Origin of the sequence: Neptunomonas marina (assembly GCF_004005935.1) — a bacterium.
Classification (GTDB): Bacteria; Pseudomonadota; Gammaproteobacteria; order Pseudomonadales; family Balneatricaceae; genus Neptunomonas; species Neptunomonas marina.
Window position 1 is genome coordinate 467,082 of sequence record NZ_SACQ01000002.1, and the last position, 17,651, is coordinate 484,732.

Annotated in this window: 11 protein-coding genes; 4 read left to right on the top strand and 7 right to left on the bottom strand. The window is 52.6% G+C overall.

What is annotated here, in order from left to right:
* Positions 1-26 precede the first annotated feature (26 nt).
* The 5 genes from EOE65_RS06900 to EOE65_RS06920 form a co-directional block, all read right to left on the bottom strand.
* Positions 27-1,298 carry an ammonium transporter gene (locus EOE65_RS06900; RefSeq protein ID WP_127693558.1) on the bottom strand — a complete coding sequence of 424 codons (1,272 nt, stop codon included), beginning with the start codon at positions 1,296-1,298 and terminating at the stop codon, positions 27-29.
* Between the two features lie 36 nt (positions 1,299-1,334).
* A complete protein-coding gene (locus tag EOE65_RS06905; protein WP_127693559.1) occupies positions 1,335-1,673 on the bottom strand; it encodes a P-II family nitrogen regulator in 339 nt (112 codons plus the stop codon).
* A 616-nt stretch (positions 1,674-2,289) separates the two neighbouring features.
* Complete coding sequence (locus EOE65_RS06910; RefSeq protein ID WP_127693560.1) at positions 2,290-3,006, bottom strand: YebC/PmpR family DNA-binding transcriptional regulator; 717 nt, start codon at positions 3,004-3,006, stop codon at positions 2,290-2,292.
* A gap of 130 nt (positions 3,007-3,136) precedes the next feature.
* On the bottom strand, positions 3,137-3,919 hold the full coding sequence (locus EOE65_RS06915; protein ID WP_127693561.1) for an enoyl-CoA hydratase-related protein: 783 nt from the start codon (positions 3,917-3,919) through the stop codon (positions 3,137-3,139).
* A gap of 11 nt (positions 3,920-3,930) precedes the next feature.
* Complete coding sequence (locus EOE65_RS06920) at positions 3,931-4,779, bottom strand: 3-hydroxybutyryl-CoA dehydrogenase (RefSeq protein WP_127693562.1); 849 nt, start codon at positions 4,777-4,779, stop codon at positions 3,931-3,933.
* A gap of 408 nt (positions 4,780-5,187) precedes the next feature.
* Here EOE65_RS06920 and EOE65_RS06925 point away from each other — a divergent pair, with 408 nt between their 5' ends.
* The 3 genes from EOE65_RS06925 (at position 5,188) to EOE65_RS06935 (ending at position 8,703) form a co-directional block, all read left to right on the top strand.
* A complete protein-coding gene (locus EOE65_RS06925) occupies positions 5,188-5,445 on the top strand; it encodes an accessory factor UbiK family protein (RefSeq protein WP_127693563.1) in 258 nt (85 codons plus the stop codon).
* A gap of 60 nt (positions 5,446-5,505) precedes the next feature.
* Positions 5,506-7,065: an EAL domain-containing protein gene (locus EOE65_RS06930; RefSeq protein WP_127693564.1), complete on the top strand. Its 1,560-nt coding sequence runs from the start codon at positions 5,506-5,508 to the stop codon at positions 7,063-7,065.
* Positions 7,066-7,173: 108 nt separating this feature from the next.
* The gene (locus EOE65_RS06935) at positions 7,174-8,703 is read left to right on the top strand and encodes a YifB family Mg chelatase-like AAA ATPase (RefSeq protein ID WP_127693565.1); all 1,530 of its coding nucleotides are present in this window, start codon (positions 7,174-7,176) and stop codon (positions 8,701-8,703) included.
* Here the strand turns inward: EOE65_RS06935 and EOE65_RS06940 are convergent.
* Entirely contained in the window at positions 8,663-10,360 is a 1,698-nt protein-coding gene (locus EOE65_RS06940) for a putative bifunctional diguanylate cyclase/phosphodiesterase (RefSeq protein WP_127693566.1), read from the bottom strand. The two genes, EOE65_RS06935 and EOE65_RS06940, sit on opposite strands and share 41 nt — an antisense overlap.
* 198 nt (positions 10,361-10,558) lie before the next feature.
* Between EOE65_RS06940 and rep the strand changes: the two genes are divergently transcribed.
* Positions 10,559-12,571 (top strand): DNA helicase Rep, encoded by a 2,013-nt coding sequence (gene rep, locus EOE65_RS06945; RefSeq protein WP_127693567.1) that lies wholly within the window; start codon positions 10,559-10,561, stop codon positions 12,569-12,571.
* 96 nt (positions 12,572-12,667) lie between these two features.
* Here rep and EOE65_RS06950 read toward each other — a convergent pair whose 3' ends face one another.
* On the bottom strand, positions 12,668-17,431 hold the full coding sequence (locus tag EOE65_RS06950) for an NAD-glutamate dehydrogenase (RefSeq protein ID WP_127693568.1): 4,764 nt from the start codon (positions 17,429-17,431) through the stop codon (positions 12,668-12,670).
* Positions 17,432-17,651: the final 220 nt, after the last annotated feature.

The window sequence follows — 17,651 nt, forward strand, 5'->3', positions numbered from 1 at the left end:
AGTGTCGCGCTATACGCTATCTGAGCTTAGTTACCTACCTTGAACTCTGGGTAAGCTTCCATACCGCACTCGGCAAGGTCAGCACCTTCGTACTCTTCTTCTTCGCTGATACGGATACCCATCACCGCTTTGAGGATCACCCACACCACCATGCTGGCACAGAATACCCAGCCAAAGATTGAAACGATACCAAGCAGCTGAGCACCAAAGGTAGCGTCTGTATTCGCCAAAGGCACCGCTAACAGACCCCAGATACCCACAACACCGTGCACTGAGATCGCACCTACAGGATCATCGATGCGCAGTTTATCGAGCGAGATGATTGCGAAGACAACCAGTGTGCCGCCCACAGCACCGACGAGCGTAGAAGCCAAGGCTGTTGGTGAAAGAGGATCCGCTGTGATCGCCACTAAACCTGCCAACGCACCGTTCAGAGCCATGGTAAGGTCAGCTTTCTTGAACAGTAGTCGTGCCGTAATGAGCGCGGCAATCACACCACCTGCCGCAGCCGCATTGGTATTAACAAAAACCTGTGCAACAGCATTTGCTTCACCCACGTCGGATAGCTTCAGCTCCGAACCACCGTTGAAACCAAACCAACCCATCCACAGGATAAATGTACCCAGTGTGGCTAACGGTAGGTTAGCGCCAGGGATCGCGTTGATCGAGCCATCTTTACCATATTTGCCTTTACGTGCACCCAGTACTAACACACCCGCGAGAGCTGCAGCCGCGCCTGCCATATGTACGATGCCTGAGCCTGCGAAATCAGAGAAGCCCGCTTCGCTCAAGAAGCCTCCGCCCCATGTCCAGTAGCCAGATACCGGATAGATGAAGCCCGTCATCACAACAGCAAAGGTTAGGAAAGCCCAGAGTTTCATACGTTCAGCTACAGCACCCGATACAATTGACATGGCTGTTGCTACGAATACAACCTGGAAGAAGAAATCGGAACGCGCTGAGTAGTAAGGCGCATCATCGCCACCAGCCAGCACAGCATCAACAGCGTTTTCATCGCCGATCAATGCGCCAAAGTTTGGCATCACGCCGCCCGCATCCGAGCTGTACATAATAAAATAACCGCACAGCAGGTACATGGTACAAGCGATGGCATACAGTGCGACGTTTTTGGTCAAAATTTCGGTGGTGTTCTTAGCGCGTACTAAACCGGCTTCGAGCATTGCAAAGCCTGCTGCCATCCACATGACGAGCGCACCACACATTAGAAAATAGAACGTATCTACGGCGTACTTGAGCTGTGTCAGATCGCCGGCAGTTGTCTTGAGTAACTCTTCCATTGCTAAGTCCTCTATCGAGAGTTTGTTAGTCGGGGCTTAGAGTGCGTCGTTGCCGGATTCACCGGTACGAATGCGGATTGCTTGCTCAATTGGCATCACGAAAATTTTACCGTCGCCAATCTTTCCGGTTTGGGCGACGCTTTGCACCGCGTCCACAACCTGCTCTGCAATAGCATCATCCACAGCGACATCTACGCGAACTTTCGGTAAGAAATCCACCACATATTCCGCACCGCGGTAGAGTTCTGTATGTCCTTTTTGTCTACCAAAGCCTTTCACTTCGGTGACGGTGATACCTTGTACACCGATCTCTGAAAGTGCTTCACGTACGTCATCCAGTTTGAACGGTTTGATAATGGCCGAAATCAGCTTCATGGGTGTTCTCCCGCTATGTTTTGTGGCATCTGCATCCGCAAATGCACCATCAATCGTCAACAGGTATTTAGCGATCTTCGTGCCAACTAAGAAAAAACCATATTTATTAAATAGATAGGAAAATTATAAGGTGCTCTACAACATGAAAACCCAGCACGTATATTGCGCCTAAAGAGTGCTCGTGGTGCACAGTTTTCAGAAATGCACACTTTTTGCGCACACTTTTGCAGCAAAAATTCGGGCGCTGATACGGCTCATCGCAGGCTCTTTGCTTCACCAAATGTGATGTCATCAGACCCAGCGCTTATCAAAACTATGGTTGGCGATTTTTTACAGAAGAGAGGGGAATCGTTCGATCTTTAGAGGAGCACGCGAGGTGTACGGCAACCATTGATATGCGCGTGACAGCAGCAGGGCCTAGCACCCTTTAAACAAGCCGATAGGCATGACACAGGTGGGGGAGTCAGTGATTCTGAATTACTACTAGCGGCCTGCAAAGCTCCACAGCGCTGTTACGAGTCTAGAGCTTGAGTATTTTGCTATGTTGGCCAGTGTTAATCTGTATTCCGTGATTTAACAGCACTACCGCCAGGGCTGGGTAGTGCTGCTCGTCGCATTAAGCTTCCGCGTTGTGATAAACGTTTTGCACGTCATCTAGGAAGTTAAGCATCTCCATCAGCTTGTCGAACATCGGACGGTCGTCCTCAGCTAGTGGCGAAGTGGTCTGCGGCAGGAACTGGATTTCATCAACATCAAAGTCGACCTCTCCAAATGCCTCCATCAGTGCACGTTTTGCATTGGCATATTCAGTGTGCGGTGCGAAAACAGTAACTTTACCCTCTTCACATTCGATGTCCGTCACATCGACATCAGCCATCATCAGCGCATCGAGTACCGCTTCTTCATCATCACCCGCGAACGCAAAGATAGCGCAGTGATCAAACATATGTGCCGCACAACCCGGCGTACCCAGCTTTGATTTACTCTTGGTAAAGCAGTTGCGTACATCACCAAAGGTACGGTTTGGATTGTCAGTTAGGCACTCCACAATCACCATGCAGCCGCCAGGGCCAATACCTTCATAACGTGCGGCAGAAAAATCCTCACCAGAGCCACCTTTGGCTTTATCCAGTGCTTTGTCGATCACGTGTCCCGGCACCTGATCTTTTTTCGCACGTTCAATCAAGCCACGCAGTGCTAGGTTTCCGTCAGGCTCGACACCACCTGACTTAGCAACAACATAGATCTCTCGGCTGTATTTACTGTAGAGCTTGGCGTTTGCATCGGAGGTTTTCGCCATCGACTCTTTACGGTTTTGATAGGCTCGGCCCATTACTCAATCCTGCTTTCAATAAAAGCCGTATGTTAACCCGTTCTGACATCTTTTATAAGCCAGCAATACCATGCGAATCCGCCATAAAAAACGCCTCCCGAAGGAGGCGTTAACCAAACATAGAGGGTCGTTAGTTAAACTTAGCGGGGCGTTTTTCTAAGAACGCCTGCATCCCTTCTGTTTGCTCGTCCGTCGAGAAGCACAGGCCAAAGCCTTGGCTCTCGAGTACACATGCGTTTTCAAGATCTAAGCTCATACCACGCATCACCAGTTGCTTGGTCAGACGCACGGCGTTTGGTCCACACGCCACAATCTTCTGCGCCAGCTTGATACCCTCATCACGCAATTGATCTTGCGGGTAGATATGGTTCGCCAAGCCGATCTGCTTCGCCTCTTCCGCTTTGACGTTACGGCCAGTTAGCAACAGCTCCATCGCCATACCGGGACCGATCTGGCGCGGTAAGCGCTGGCTGCCACCGAAGCCTGCAGTCACCCCTAAACACACCTCTGGCTGGCCAAAAACTGCGTTTTCAGCGGCCAAAATAAAGTCACAGCTCAACGCAAGCTCGCAGCCACCACCTAAAGCAAAACCGTTCACCAACGCGATCACCGGAATCGGCAAGTCCTCTAAACGGCGAAAAACCTGCTGCCCTTTACGCGCAAACGCTTCAGCTTCTACGGCGCTCATTTGGCTCATCGCGCGGATATCAGCACCGGCAACAAACGCTTTATCACCCGCTCCTGTCATCAGGATGGCACGAGTATCTTCTTGTGCCGAGATCTCGGTGATCGCTTGATCCAATGCCGTTAACAGCCCCATATCTAACGCATTCAGCGCTTTTGGGCGGCTCAAGGTGAGCAGTACAATACCCTCACCTAACGACTCAAGCTGTACAGGTTGTTCAGTTGTCATGATCTGCTCCTTTACTCGTAGCTGTAGAAGCCTTGGCCTGATTTACGGCCTAGGTAGCCGGCGTCAACCATGGAGCGCAACAGTGGACATGGGCGGTATTTCGAATCGCGGAAACCTTCGTATAGCACTTCCATAATGCTTAGGCACGTATCCAAGCCGATCATATCTGCCAGCTCCAGCGGCCCCATTGGATGCGCTGTGCCGAGCTTCATCGCATCATCGATCGCTTTTGCCTCACCAACGCCCTCATATAGTGCGAAGACTGCTTCGTTGATCATTGGCAGCAAAATACGGTTCACGATAAAACCAGGACGATCTTCTGAGCCCACCGCGACTTTGCCCAGTTGCTCAACCAGCGCGACAATCTTGTCATTCACCTCATCAGAGGTTTGTAAGCCACGGATCACCTCCACCAGCTTCATGACCGGCACAGGGTTCATAAAGTGCATCCCGATCACTTGATCAGGGCGGTTAGTCGCTGCGGCAATGCGCGTAATAGAGATAGAGGAGGTGTTGCTGGCAAGAATCGTCTCGGCAGGGCAGAGCTCATCCAGTTGCTTGAACAAGCTTTTCTTCAGCGCTTCATTTTCACTAACAGCTTCAACAACCAACTGCGTCTGCGCCAACGCGCTCAACTCAGTAGAGGTCTTGATACGGCCCATAACTTGCTCTGCCGGCTCGCTCAGTTTGCCTTTGCTTTCCATGCGCGTCAGGCTCTTTTGGATCGTTGCCAGTGCACGCTCAATGGATGCGCCGTCAATATCGTTCAGAATAACCTCAAGTCCTGCCATCGCCATGCTCTGTGCAATACCATTGCCCATTTGGCCTGCGCCGATGACACCTACTGTAGAAATACTCATTCAGATAACCTCTATTTTGCAGCGCAAAAAAGTGCGCTAATTCGCTTCAGCAACGTATACGCTCAGACGATGGATCTATCCGGTTGAACCGACATTCGCTGCCCGATACTCTCCCCAAGGCGCAGATATACTGAAAACCAATTACGCCTCGCTGTACACCTGTAAGGTAACCTGCCAGCACGCAGATGACCCGCAGACATTAGTATAAAAATGCTGCACCGCATTACGGGAAAACACCTATCATCTTAACAAATGGATTTTTGTGCAAGTGCTTTTCCGTCACCCTGACTTGAGTTGCGTACAGTGACACTCTAAAGCAACAGTTTGAACGTATACCTGCAGAACAACGACAGTCTGCAACGGATGCAGTAAACTAAAGTAAATTCAGTGTGACCAAGGCAGCAAATCATGAATGACAAAATTATTGACGGGATCAGCCAGCAGTTTTCCCAAATGTTGAACACCCTCAACAATGGTGGCACCGAGCTACCAGGACAACAGCAGGTAAAAGCAGTTATCCAATCAGCATTAGGCAAGATGGACCTCGTCACCCGCGATGAGTTTGATGCGCAAGCCGCTGTCCTGATGCGCACCCGTGAAAAAGTCGAAGCACTCGAAAAAGTCGTTGCTGAACTCGAAAAGAAAATGGACAACAGCGCATCATAAAGCGCTTTAGGTAGCGGGCCTGACCTGCACCGGCAGGCCCCCGTTAATGAGGTCTGCCGAATGCCTAGCACCCTAGCTTGGATCGACCATCAAGCACGTTATATCACCGCATCTCCCAGTTTTTTAGCGCTCCTGTCACGCAGTGCTGACGCGCTACACCACCAACATCTCAGTGATATTCACACGCCCGCGTGCGCTGCACAATTGCAGCAGCAGTTAACGCGCGCACGTGACACTGGCGAAAGCGAAACGACACTGGCGCTCTTCCAACACGATACGCTGTATCGCTGCAAGATTCATTGGGTGGCTCCACTCGAGCACTTCGTGATCGCTGTAAGTCCGTCGCCCCAAACCGCTGACGAGCGCCAACAACAGCTTGGCCGCACCACACCGCTCTTTAAAGCCGCCCTTGATGAGCAGATCACACTCGCCAAACGCCAAGGCAGGCAGGTCGCGCTGCTCAGTTTAGAGATCATGAAGCTGGGTTGGGTCGAAGCATCGTATGGTGCACAAGCCAGCGCCACGGTACTGAGCGAGGTATGTGAGCGTCTCTCTAGCTCGCTGCGTGAGGGGGATGGCCTGTATCGTGTCGATGAAGAAACCTTCGTCATACAGCTCAACAATATCAGCGATTCGGCCGCCGCGGTTGCAGTTGCCAACCGGCTGCTCGAGAAACTTTTTTATGGCATCCGCCTAGAGCGCCAAGCACTGCATCTCAATGTGGCCGTAGGTGTCGCGCTGGCGCCATCCCAAGCGAGCGATGCGGGTGAGCTAACTGGCGCAGCCAAACAAGCACTGCAAGCGGTGAAGCGCAGCAACCAAAGCGGCGTACGTTTGTACGACCCGGCACGACAACGCAAAGCGCTGCACCTCAGCGATCTTTCCGAGCTACTTCAGCCGAGCTTTGAGCACCTGAGTTTCCGGTTTAGGCCGCTGTATGGGGTACGCTCTCACCGGATGGAAGCAGCTCAGCTGATACCGATGCTGCGTGACACTCCCTGTACCGGCAAAGACGAGTCTCAGCTACAAAATTTACTCAGCTCTGACAGCCTCTGCCAGCAGTACCTCGCGCACATGCTCAATGCGTTGCAAGAGCCGCTAACCGACCTTACTCACCAGAAGGGCTTTAACGGCATTATCGTGCGTATTCCTGCCATGATTTTGGAAGCACCGGAGTTTATTAATCACCTACGTGCCCACACGCAGTGGCCTGAGGCGGCTAAAAATTTGCTGTTTTTCGAGGTTGATGCCGTCGAGATTCAAGAGTTCGAAGGTCTGCTCTTTGACTTAGAAGCCTTGGGTTTTCGTATCGTGATTAACGGTTTCAGTGAGTTCCAGCCGAGCCTGCAGCAGATCAAAGAGCTGGAGCCTGAGATGCTAAAACTGGAAGAAAATCTCGTGCAGCAGATGGAGAGCCACCCGCAAACACGAGCCCTATTAGAAAACATAACCGATATGGCTCACGATCTTGATATCCCGCTAACAGCAGATGGGGTGCAGTCGGCCGGCCAGCGGCTGCAGCTAGCACAGCAGGGCGTCTCGTTGATGCAAGGCGACTACTTTGGTGGGCTGCTCACCAACGACCTGCTGATCGAGCAGCTGATCTTGGAGAAGCTCTAAACAACCAAATTCATATTAAATACAGATAGTTAACAATACATTAGCGGCTTCATACGTGCCTGCCATGTATGACGTTGCTCCTAGTCACAACATATCCAGGGAAGGATTATGTCTCTAGCGATCGTTCGCTCGCGTGCCCAAATTGGCGTTGTGAGCCCCCTCGTCACCGTTGAAGTGCATCTCTCCGCAGGCTTACCCGCATTAGCTTTGGTGGGGCTGCCAGAAGCCGCAGTACGCGAAAGCAAAGAGCGCGTGCGTAGCGCTATTATCAACTCGGGATTCGAGTTCCCCAAGCGCCGTATCACCATTAACTTAGCCCCCGCCGATCTCCCCAAAGAGGGGGGCCGCTATGACTTGGCCATTGCGGTCGGCATTCTCGTCGCTTCGAAGCAGCTACCAGCGGAGCAGCTTGATCAGCTGGAGCTCATCGGCGAGCTGGCACTTTCCGGAGAGTTACGTGGTGCCACCGGCGTGCTGCCAGCCGCAGTGGCCTGTAAGCGTGAAGCCCGTGCCTTGTGGATCCCCGCCGACAACGAGACAGAAGCAGCACTGGTACAAGGCTTAGAGATCCGTAAGGGCTCGCATCTGCTCGACATTTGCGCCGCGTTAAAAGGGGAGCAGCCACTTCCAGAAGTCCACGCCCAGGTTTGCCAGCCCACCGCACGCGGGAGTCATCACCATGATCTTGCGGATGTGAAGGGCCAGCTTAATGCTAAGCGAGCCCTCGAAATCGCAGCGGCCGGTGGCCATAATCTGCTAATGAGCGGCGTGCCCGGCAGCGGCAAGAGTATGCTGGCAGCACGTTTGCCAACACTGCTACCGACCCTAAGCGAAGATGAGCGGCTCGAAACTGCGGCGATCTACTCGGTGGCAGGTATGGCGGTAGAGGCCATCTGCGCCGGAATTCGTCCGTTTAGAGCACCGCACCATACAGCCTCTGCGGCAGCCTTGGTGGGCGGTGGTAGCCATCCCAAACCTGGCGAAATTTCACTCGCTCATCAGGGCGTGTTATTTCTAGATGAGCTGCCCGAGTTTTCTCGCAAAGTGCTCGAGGTGCTGCGTGAGCCCCTAGAAACCGGAGAGATTTTAATCTCACGCGCGGCACGCCAGACCGAGTATCCCGCGCGCTTTCAACTGATCGCCGCCATGAATCCATGCCCCTGCGGCTACCATGGCGACCGGTCGGGCAAATGCCGCTGTACGCCAGACCAGATACGCCGCTATCAAGATAAGCTATCGGGACCGTTGCTGGATCGTATCGACCTTTTCGTTAACGTGGTTGCACTCCCACCCGATACGCTCTTGCAGCTCGATCAGAGCGAGAACGAGGCCAGTGCTACCGTGGCTGAGCGCGTTACCGCAGCGCTGCAACGCCAGCATCAACGTCAGGGATGCCGTAATGCGCACCTACAAGCCCAGCAGCTCGATACCATCTGTGCGCTCACCAATGAAACGCGCCAACTGCTAGCCACCGCGGCAAATAAGTTTGGGCTCTCGGCTCGGGCGTGCCATCGTATTCTAAAAGTTGCTCGCACGCTGGCGGATTTAGCAGGGTCTGAAGCGGTTACCGATCAACACCTGCTGGAAGCCTTGGGCTTTAAAGATGGGCTGACGCGCTCGCCCGGAGCATCTTCATAAAGGCAGGTAGTGGCACCGGTTTACTGTATAAAAAACCCTGTGCTTGGTCGCATTGGTGCTCGCGTAAAAAGGCTAATTGCTGCTCGGTTTCCACCCCTTCAGCAATAACGCGCTTTTTCATATTACGAGCAAGACTGATAATCGCGCGAACGATTTCGGCATCCCCGCTGTTATCGGGTAGCCCCGCCACAAAGGAGCGGTCAATCTTGAGGGTGCTAACGGGGAGCTTTTGCAATAACGAAAACGACGAGTAACCCGTGCCAAAGTCATCGAGTGAAAAGTCGATACCGGTACTGCAAAGTTGATCGACGCTATGTTTGACGTGTAAGTCATCACTAAATAGCGATGATTCGGTCAGTTCAAACTCAAGGATATTGGTGTCGATATTTTCCAACGACACGATACGTTTGATCGTTTCAGCCAGCGTATCGTTCTGAAACTGTCGAAACGATAAGTTAATTCCGAGCTTCTCCAAACGTAAGCCGTTGCTGTGTAGGGTTTTTAGGTCACGCCCCGCTTGCATAATGGCCCAAAAACCCATGGGTACGATCTGGCCGGTGTGCTCAGAAACAGGGATAAAATCGTCTGGCATTATCAGACCGCGTTCTGGATGATTCCAGCGCATCAACGCCTCAGCCCCCACAATCTGACCACTGGCGAGATCGATACGGGGCTGGTAATAGAGCTCAAACTGAGACAGCTTCAACGCAGTCCAGATATCCGCCGCTAACACTGAGGGAGCAGGGGGTTCGTTAGGGGGCAGCTTCTCTTCATAAAAGGTGTAACTGCAGCCGGGCAGCTGTTTGGCCTTCTCACTGGCGAGGGCAGCCTGAGTAATCAGCTCATCCGGTTGGCAGGCAGTGCCAATGGCGACCCCGATACTGGTACTCACCACATCCACCTCACCTAAGATATCGAAGTCTTGATGCAGCATCCCCACCATCTCTTCGAGCATACGGTCAGCCTTGCGGCGAACTTTCTCAGCGTTTTCTGCTCTCAAAACAATTGCAAACTCATCGCTACCGATGCGATACAGTGGGTGGCGTGGCGTACACACGAGCAGGCGATTACATAGCTCGCGGATGATGGCATCGCCTGCGCAGTAGCCCAAACGGCGGTTAAACTCACGCAAGCGGTCAACATCGATGGTCAGTAGCGCAACCGCTTCTCCTGAGGAGCAGCCTTGCCCTAGTGCTTGGTTGAACGCCCCACGGTTCCACACTTTGGTCAGTTGGTCTGATTCGCGCAGGTAAGCCACCTCAGACTCTTTGATTTGCGCTTGAGTCAGCAAGCGGAAGCTACGCAGCAGGGACTCTTCGGTCAGATCCTGCAAGGAGATAAAATCGGCAAAGCCCGCCTCTAAGAGCCGTTCACCCTGCTGGTTATCAATTTGGTGATCGATCACAATCAGCGGCGTATAAGGCAGCTCAAAAACCCCTTGGTAACGCGCTAAATGATGTAAAACTTGATGGGGGGGTTGCTGCAGCAGAATGAGATGCGGTCGGATATCGGTGGCAGCTGAGGTCAACGCCGAGAGTTCAGGATAGAAATTGACCTGCAGATCTGGGTGATTAAGCAGCGGCTGTAGTGCAAGCTGTGATGGCAAGCTTTCGGCTAGCACGAGTATTTTGATCGGGCGCGTTTTTGAGTATCGCATTAATTAAACGACTTCGTTATCTAAGACAGACAATTGTGACCAACCCTCGCCACCATGCCGAGTTGATCTGTAATATAATGGGCCGCTCCATGTAATTTGTTCCACTGTAACATGAAACAGCGACAGTTTTACCAGCTCTTCGTGAACTTTTTTGTATCTGATTTTCCACCTATTTCAACAACTTGGTGATATACCTTAATGAGCAAACTTAACCCACGCCAACGCGAAGCGGTACACTACATCAGTGGCCCACTCCTCGTCCTTGCCGGAGCAGGTTCAGGTAAAACCAGTGTTATCACACGCAAGATCGCGTACTTAGTGGAAACCTGCGGCATAGAAGCGCGCCATATCGCCGCCGTTACCTTTACAAATAAAGCGGCCCGGGAGATGAAAGAGCGTGTTACACAGCTACTACCCGGTAAAACCAAGGGTTTAACTGTCTCCACATTCCATAACCTTGGTATGAACATTATTCGCCGCGAGCATAAGCAACTCGGGCTCAAGGCGGGGTTTTCGATCTTCGACGATCAGGACAGCCGCACCCTCATCAAAGACCTTTTGCTGCACAATGACGAAGATAGCGAGCATGTCGATTACGTGCGCAACATGATCTCTAACTGGAAAAACGAGATGATGTTGCCCGCTCAAGCAGAGGCCAGTGCCGTAGGCCCGCAAGAGATCCTCGCCGCACGTGCCTACGAGGCGTATAACACTCACCTCAAGGCTTACAACGCGGTCGACTTTGATGATCTCATCTGGACGCCGGTACGCCTTTTTGAGGATCATCCAGACGTGTTAGAGCGCTGGCAGCGCCGCATTCGCTATCTACTGGTGGACGAATATCAAGACACCAACCTCAGCCAATACAAGCTGGTGCGCCAACTCGTTGGGCACCGCGGCGCACTCACCGTAGTAGGGGATGATGACCAGTCGATCTACGCGTGGCGTGGCGCCCGACCAGAGAACCTTGAGCAGCTGCAGGTCGATTTTCCTAGCCTCAAGGTGGTCAAGCTAGAGCAAAATTACCGCTCCACCAGCCGGATCCTTAAAGCTGCTAATACCCTGATCGCAAACAACCCACACGTGTTTGATAAAACGCTCTGGAGTGAGATGGGCCTTGGCGATGCGCTACGGGTTGTCCATACCCGAAATGAAGATGCTGAGTGTGAGCGGGTTGCCACCGAAATCCTCGATCTGCACCTGCGCAACAATATCCCATTTAAAGACTTTGCAGTGCTCTATCGCGGCAACCATCAGGCCCGCTTGCTAGAGGTTAAACTGCAGTCGTATCAAGTGCCCTATAAACTCTCCGGGGGCACATCGTTCTTCTCGCGCGCCGAGATAAAAGACCTCATGGGTTACCTCAAAGTGTTAGTCAACCGGGACGATGACAACGCATTCCTGCGCATCATCAACCTGCCAAGGCGGGAGATAGGCCCCACCACGCTGCAAAAGCTGGGGGAATACGCATCAGAGCGCGATGTGAGCTTATTCGACGCCTGTGAAGAGATGGGGCTTGAGCAACATCTTTCGAAGAGTGCCGTTGAAAAGCTACGCCGCTTCACCCATTGGCTGCACCAAAAATATCGCCAATGCTACGAAGATGATCCGATTCAGGCGATCAAAGAGCTGATCCAAGATATCGACTATGAAGGGTGGCTGTTCCAAAACGCTTCCAGCGAGTCGGTGGCGGAGAAGCGTATGCAGAACGTCTATTTCTTGGTCGACTCATTACGTAACACCTTAGAACGTCTGCAAGAGGATGATCCAGAAGCGGGTATTGAGGAAGCGATTGCTCGCTTAATTTTGCTCGATCTCATGGATCGCCAAGAGGAGGAGGACGACTCCAACCGCGTGCAACTCATGACCCTACATGCCTCGAAAGGACTGGAGTTTCCCCATGTCTACCTCATGGGCATGGAGGAGGAGCTACTGCCGCACCGCAACAGCATCGAGAACGGCGATATTGAGGAGGAGCGCCGTCTCGCGTACGTAGGTATTACGCGAGCCAAGAAAACCCTTACCATGACGCTCGCGCGCCAACGTAAGCAGTTTGGAGAACTGATCGACTGCACCGCGAGCCGCTTCTTAGACGAGCTTCCCCCAGAGGATCTAGAAACGGAAGGCCACGGCGAGAAAAACGAGCGGGTGAATCAAGCACGTGGCCGCGCAACACTGAATAGCTTACGCAATATGTTCGACGACCTGTAAGCTTACATATGCGGCACACAACTGCGCGCTGCACCGGTGAAAAAGATACAAAAAAGGCGCTCTAATTAGAGCGCCTTTTGCATACTAAAGGGCAACTTACAGCGATTTCGAAAGCTCGTTCAGCTCACGCATAACCACGGTAAAGGTCGCGCTGTCGGAGGCGGTTGCAGAGCGCAACTCGGTCAACATACTCTCCCAACGCTTGAGACCCGCTTCCTTCTGGCCTAACCACTCCTCGGCGCGTGCCAGACCGCTCTGCTCGCTTTGTGAGGCCAACACCGAACGCGTTAGCGCCTGCTGCTGGTTATTAAGGTCTTCGTTAAACCCTTCACGAGCCAGTAGCTGCCAGTGGTTCTCTGGCTCAATCGCACGGATCTGCTCACTCACCCAATCCAACTGCAAGCGCTCACCCAACACGAAGAACACTTCAGCTGTCTGAATCAGTGACTCCTCTTGTTCCATCGCAACTTCACTGATCGCTAGCGCAGCGTAGAGACGCTCAGCACACGCGATACGCGAAGCAAGCTCAGCTGGGATGCCCTCATCGATCAGGCTCTGCTGCTGGCCCAGCCATGCCGTTTTGATCTCGCCTGTTAGCAGATCAGAGATAGATTCGCGAATCTGCGTTACCGCAGGCTTAAAGCGATCGATCACCTCTTGCACCGAGAAGCAGCCACGGCTGCATACGTTGCGCAGGAACCAGTAGCTCGCACGGCGCATCAAGCGCAGTAGATCCACCAGCATACGATTTTGCTGCTCAGCCGGTACGATGTTGTCTAGCGCTTCAATTTCAGCCCAGATTTCACGCAGCTGGAACACATCACGTGCCACCAGATATGCCACCGCAACCTGATCCGCTGACTGGCCCGCAGTCTCCATCATACGGTTTGTGAAAGTGATCCCCATGTGGTTGACCATCGCGTTAGCAACCTGCGTCGCGATAATCTCACGCTTGAGCTGGTGATCTTCAACCGCGGCAGGGAAACGCTCCACAAGTTGCTCAGGGAAGGCCTCGGCGATCTCTTTGCGTACATACGGATCATCAGTGATCCAAGCGTGCGTCAACACCTCTTTCAGCTCCGCCTTGGTGTAGGAGATCAAGACAGATAACTCAGGACGCGTCAGGCTCTGGCCACGTTGTAAACGCTCTTGCAGAGCATCATCTTCAGGCAAGAATTCAAGCGCACGATCCAAACGGCCTTCATCTTCAAGGCGGTTCATCAGGCGCACATATTCGTCCTGAGACTTCTTCGCGTGCTCATGGGCCAAGCTCAGGGCGCGGGCTTGGCGGTCGTTGCTCTTGAGTACTTGCTCTGCAACGGTGTCCGTCATATCGCGCAGTAAGACGTTACGCTGCTTAACGGTTAGGTCACCTTCAGCTACGCGCTCGTTGAGCAGAATTTTGATGTTGACCTCATGGTCGGAGCAGTCCACACCACCGGCATTATCGATAAAGTCGGTATTACATTTGCCGCCGTGCTGGCTGTACTCGATCCGTCCGAGCTGAGTCAGACCCAAGTTACCGCCCTCGCCAACGACTTTACAGCGCAGCTCGCTACCATTAATACGCAGCGCGTCGGTCGCTTTATCGCCCACGTCCGCATGGCTTTCGTGACTGGCTTTCACGTAAGTACCGATACCACCGTTCCAGAACAGATCCACTGGCGCTTTCAACAACGCAGTGATCAGCTCGTTTGGCGATAGTTTATCGGCTTTGATATCAAACGCTTTTTTCATCTCTGGTGTGATATCAATCGACTTCGCAGCCCGTGAGAAGACACCACCACCGGCAGAGATCAGCGACTTATCGTAGTCTTCCCATGTTGAGCGTGGCAGCTCGAACATGCGTTGACGTTCGACAAAGCTCTTCGCCTCATCTGGTGTTGGGTCGATAAAGATATGCATATGGTTGAAGGCTGCGACCAGACGAATCTTATCCGATAACAACATACCGTTACCGAATACGTCACCGGCCATATCGCCCACACCCACCACGGTAAATGGATCAGCTTGGGTGTTGATGCCCATTTCGCGGAAGTGCAGTTTCACCGACTCCCAAGCACCACGTGCGGTAATACCCATACCTTTGTGGTCGTAGCCTTGCGAACCACCAGAGGCAAACGCATCCCCCAGCCAGAAGCCGTATTCATCAGCAATTTCGTTAGCGATATCAGAGAACGTTGCCGTGCCCTTATCCGCTGCCACCACCATGTATGGATCGTCTTCATCATGGCGCACAACGTTTTCTGGCGGCACGACTTCGCCACCTTGCAGATTATCAGCCAGATCCAGTAGACCGCGGATAAAGGTTTTGTAGCTTGCAATACCTTCCGCCATAAAGGCATCTCGACCACCTTCAGTTGGCAGGCATTTCGCAACGAAGCCACCTTTTGCGCCAACTGGCACGATAACGGCGTTCTTCACCTGCTGCGCTTTTACCAAGCCCAGCACTTCGGTGCGGTAATCTTCGAGTCGGTCAGACCAGCGCAGACCACCACGAGCCACTTTGCCGCCACGTAGGTGCACACCTTCGATACGAGAGGAGTACACAAAAATTTCGAACATAGGGCGCGGGCGCGGAATCTCTGCAATCGCGTGTGGATTCAGCTTGAAAGAAACATAAGACTTCGGCTCGCCTGCACTATTCACTTGGAAGAAGTTTGTGCGCAGCGTAGCTTTCATCAGCTCCAGATAACGGCGAATAATTTTATCTTCGTTGAGATTATCCACTTTATCGAGCGCATCGAGAATCGAGCTCTCGATTCGATCCATAACCGCTTGCAGCTTGGTACGCCCTTGGCGACCAGGCTCAAAACGCGCCCGGAACAGCGCCACCAGCAAACGCGTTACCTGTACATGGCGTGCAAGCGTCTCGGCAATGTAGGCCTGACTAAAGCCAAAGCGCAACTGCTGGTTGTAACGCGCGTATGCACGCAGCATAACCACTTCGCGCCAGCTAAGCCCTGCACTCAGCACGAGGCGGTTGAACTCATCGTTATCAGCTTCGTTAGACCAAATTTTGGCGAACGCTTGCTGGAAGATCTCTTTCACTTCATCCAGATCAAGCGGCTCATCACCAGCACCGGCATGGGAGAGCGAGAAGTCATGAATCCAGAACACCGAACCATCCGTGCGACGAATCGTATAAGGGTGCTCACCAACCACACGCAAGCCAAGGTTCTCAAGCACAGGAATGACGTCCGACAGCACCAGTGGCACTTCCGCCGTAAAGAGTTTAAAGCGCAGGACCGTTTGGCTCTGTTCAAGCAAGCGGTAGAAGCTCATGGTTAACGGGGAGTCTGCTAGCGCTTCCATCTTGCCGATGTCATGCACCGCATGCAGCGCGGTAAAGTGCTCGCGGTACGCAGCAGGGAAGGCTTCACGGTAGTGGTTGCCACGGATCGTACCGAGCTCTTCACCGTAGCCTTCGATCAAGGCAGCCGATAAGTCATCATTCCAAGAGCGCGACAGCTCCTGTACATCCGCTTCAACCTGCTCAAGATCAGGTGCTTCTTGGCCTGGTTTTACACGCACAACAAAGTGCGTACGGGCCATCACCGACTCGCTAAACCAGTTGGTAAACTCGATATCTTCTGCGTTAAACACATCACCTAACAGGTGCTGTACGTTTAAACGTAGTGCGGTTGTAAACAGGTCACGCGGAACGTAGTAGAGGCAGGTATAGAACTGGCCGCTCTTATCCTCACGCACCACTAAACATGCACGGCGGCGTTCTTGCAGGTAGAACACCTTCATCGCCATACCGTACAGCTCATCGTCTGTGGCAAGCAGCAGCTCATCGCGAGGCAGATCGTTAAGAACCTGCGTTAGCGATTTACCCGCATGGCCGTGGCGATCAAAGCCAGAGCGGGCCAGTACGCGCTCAACTTTGCTGCGAATCAGTGGGATACGCTGTGGGCGCTCGGTATAAACGGGCGACGTATACAAACCTAGGAAGCGCGTGGCACCAACACACTCGCCCGCATCATTAAAGCGGCCAACCACAATCAGGTTTAAGTATGCTAAACGGTGCACTCGGGAGCGCTCGTTGTGGCGTGTGATGGTCAACGCATCACATACCGGTGTGAACTCAGTGAGATTGATCAAGCCACTGGCAGTCAGCTGGCCTAGTTCGCTCTCGCCAACAACGGTAACTTCACCATCAGCGAAAGTGACCTCATCGCTAGCCAAGAAGGTGAAATGATCATCCATCAACCAAGTAACAAAGGAGCTGTACTCAGGGTGACCTATCTCGTTGAGATAGTCAGCACACGCACCTGCGCGCGTTTTCATTGCCGGGAAGTCGCGCACTGAGACAGACACTGCATTCATTGCAGCCGTTAGTTCACCATGCAGGCGCTTCAGTAAGTCGGCTTCCGTATGACGGTCCACTTCCAGATACACAATGGATTCAGGCGATCCCGCTTCGCTTTGCAGCGAGGTCAGGTTTTCACCATCACGCTCAGCTTTGATCACAACATTATGGATCACATGGATACCGATACCTTGGCGGTTCAGCTCCATACGTACAGAGTCAACAATGAAAGGGGAGTCCACCGACAAGATCTGAATCACGGTATGGTTACTATGCCAACCATGCTGCTCGAGATCGGGGTTAAATACCTGAATTTTGGACTGCTGACAGGCAAATTGTTGAATAAAGGTCCATGTAGAGAGGGTCGCGCCATATAACGCTTCAACTGGGCGCTGAGCTATCTCATCTTCTGGTGCTAGGGATAATAAAAGATCGGCAAACCCAGAAACACCCGCCGCTTGTTCTTCACCAAGGCGGCGTTTAAACGTATCCCTTAGCTTGCTCAGCACTTTATTCTTATTCTTACCGGCTATCTCGCTGTCCATCTGGCTGTACTCCGCTTTTCGCATTTGACATTAGAGTTTTGACTATCGGTTTAGCTGCGCTATCTGGCTTAAAAAACAGCAATTTCCAACTCTGAGTATAGTGGGAGTTGGGAAAAAAGCGGTGAAACAACATGGCCGATCTGATAGCGCTTAATACCTGACTAAAATACTAAGAATTGCACCATTCCAGTGCAGATGATACTTTAGTCGACTTAACGAA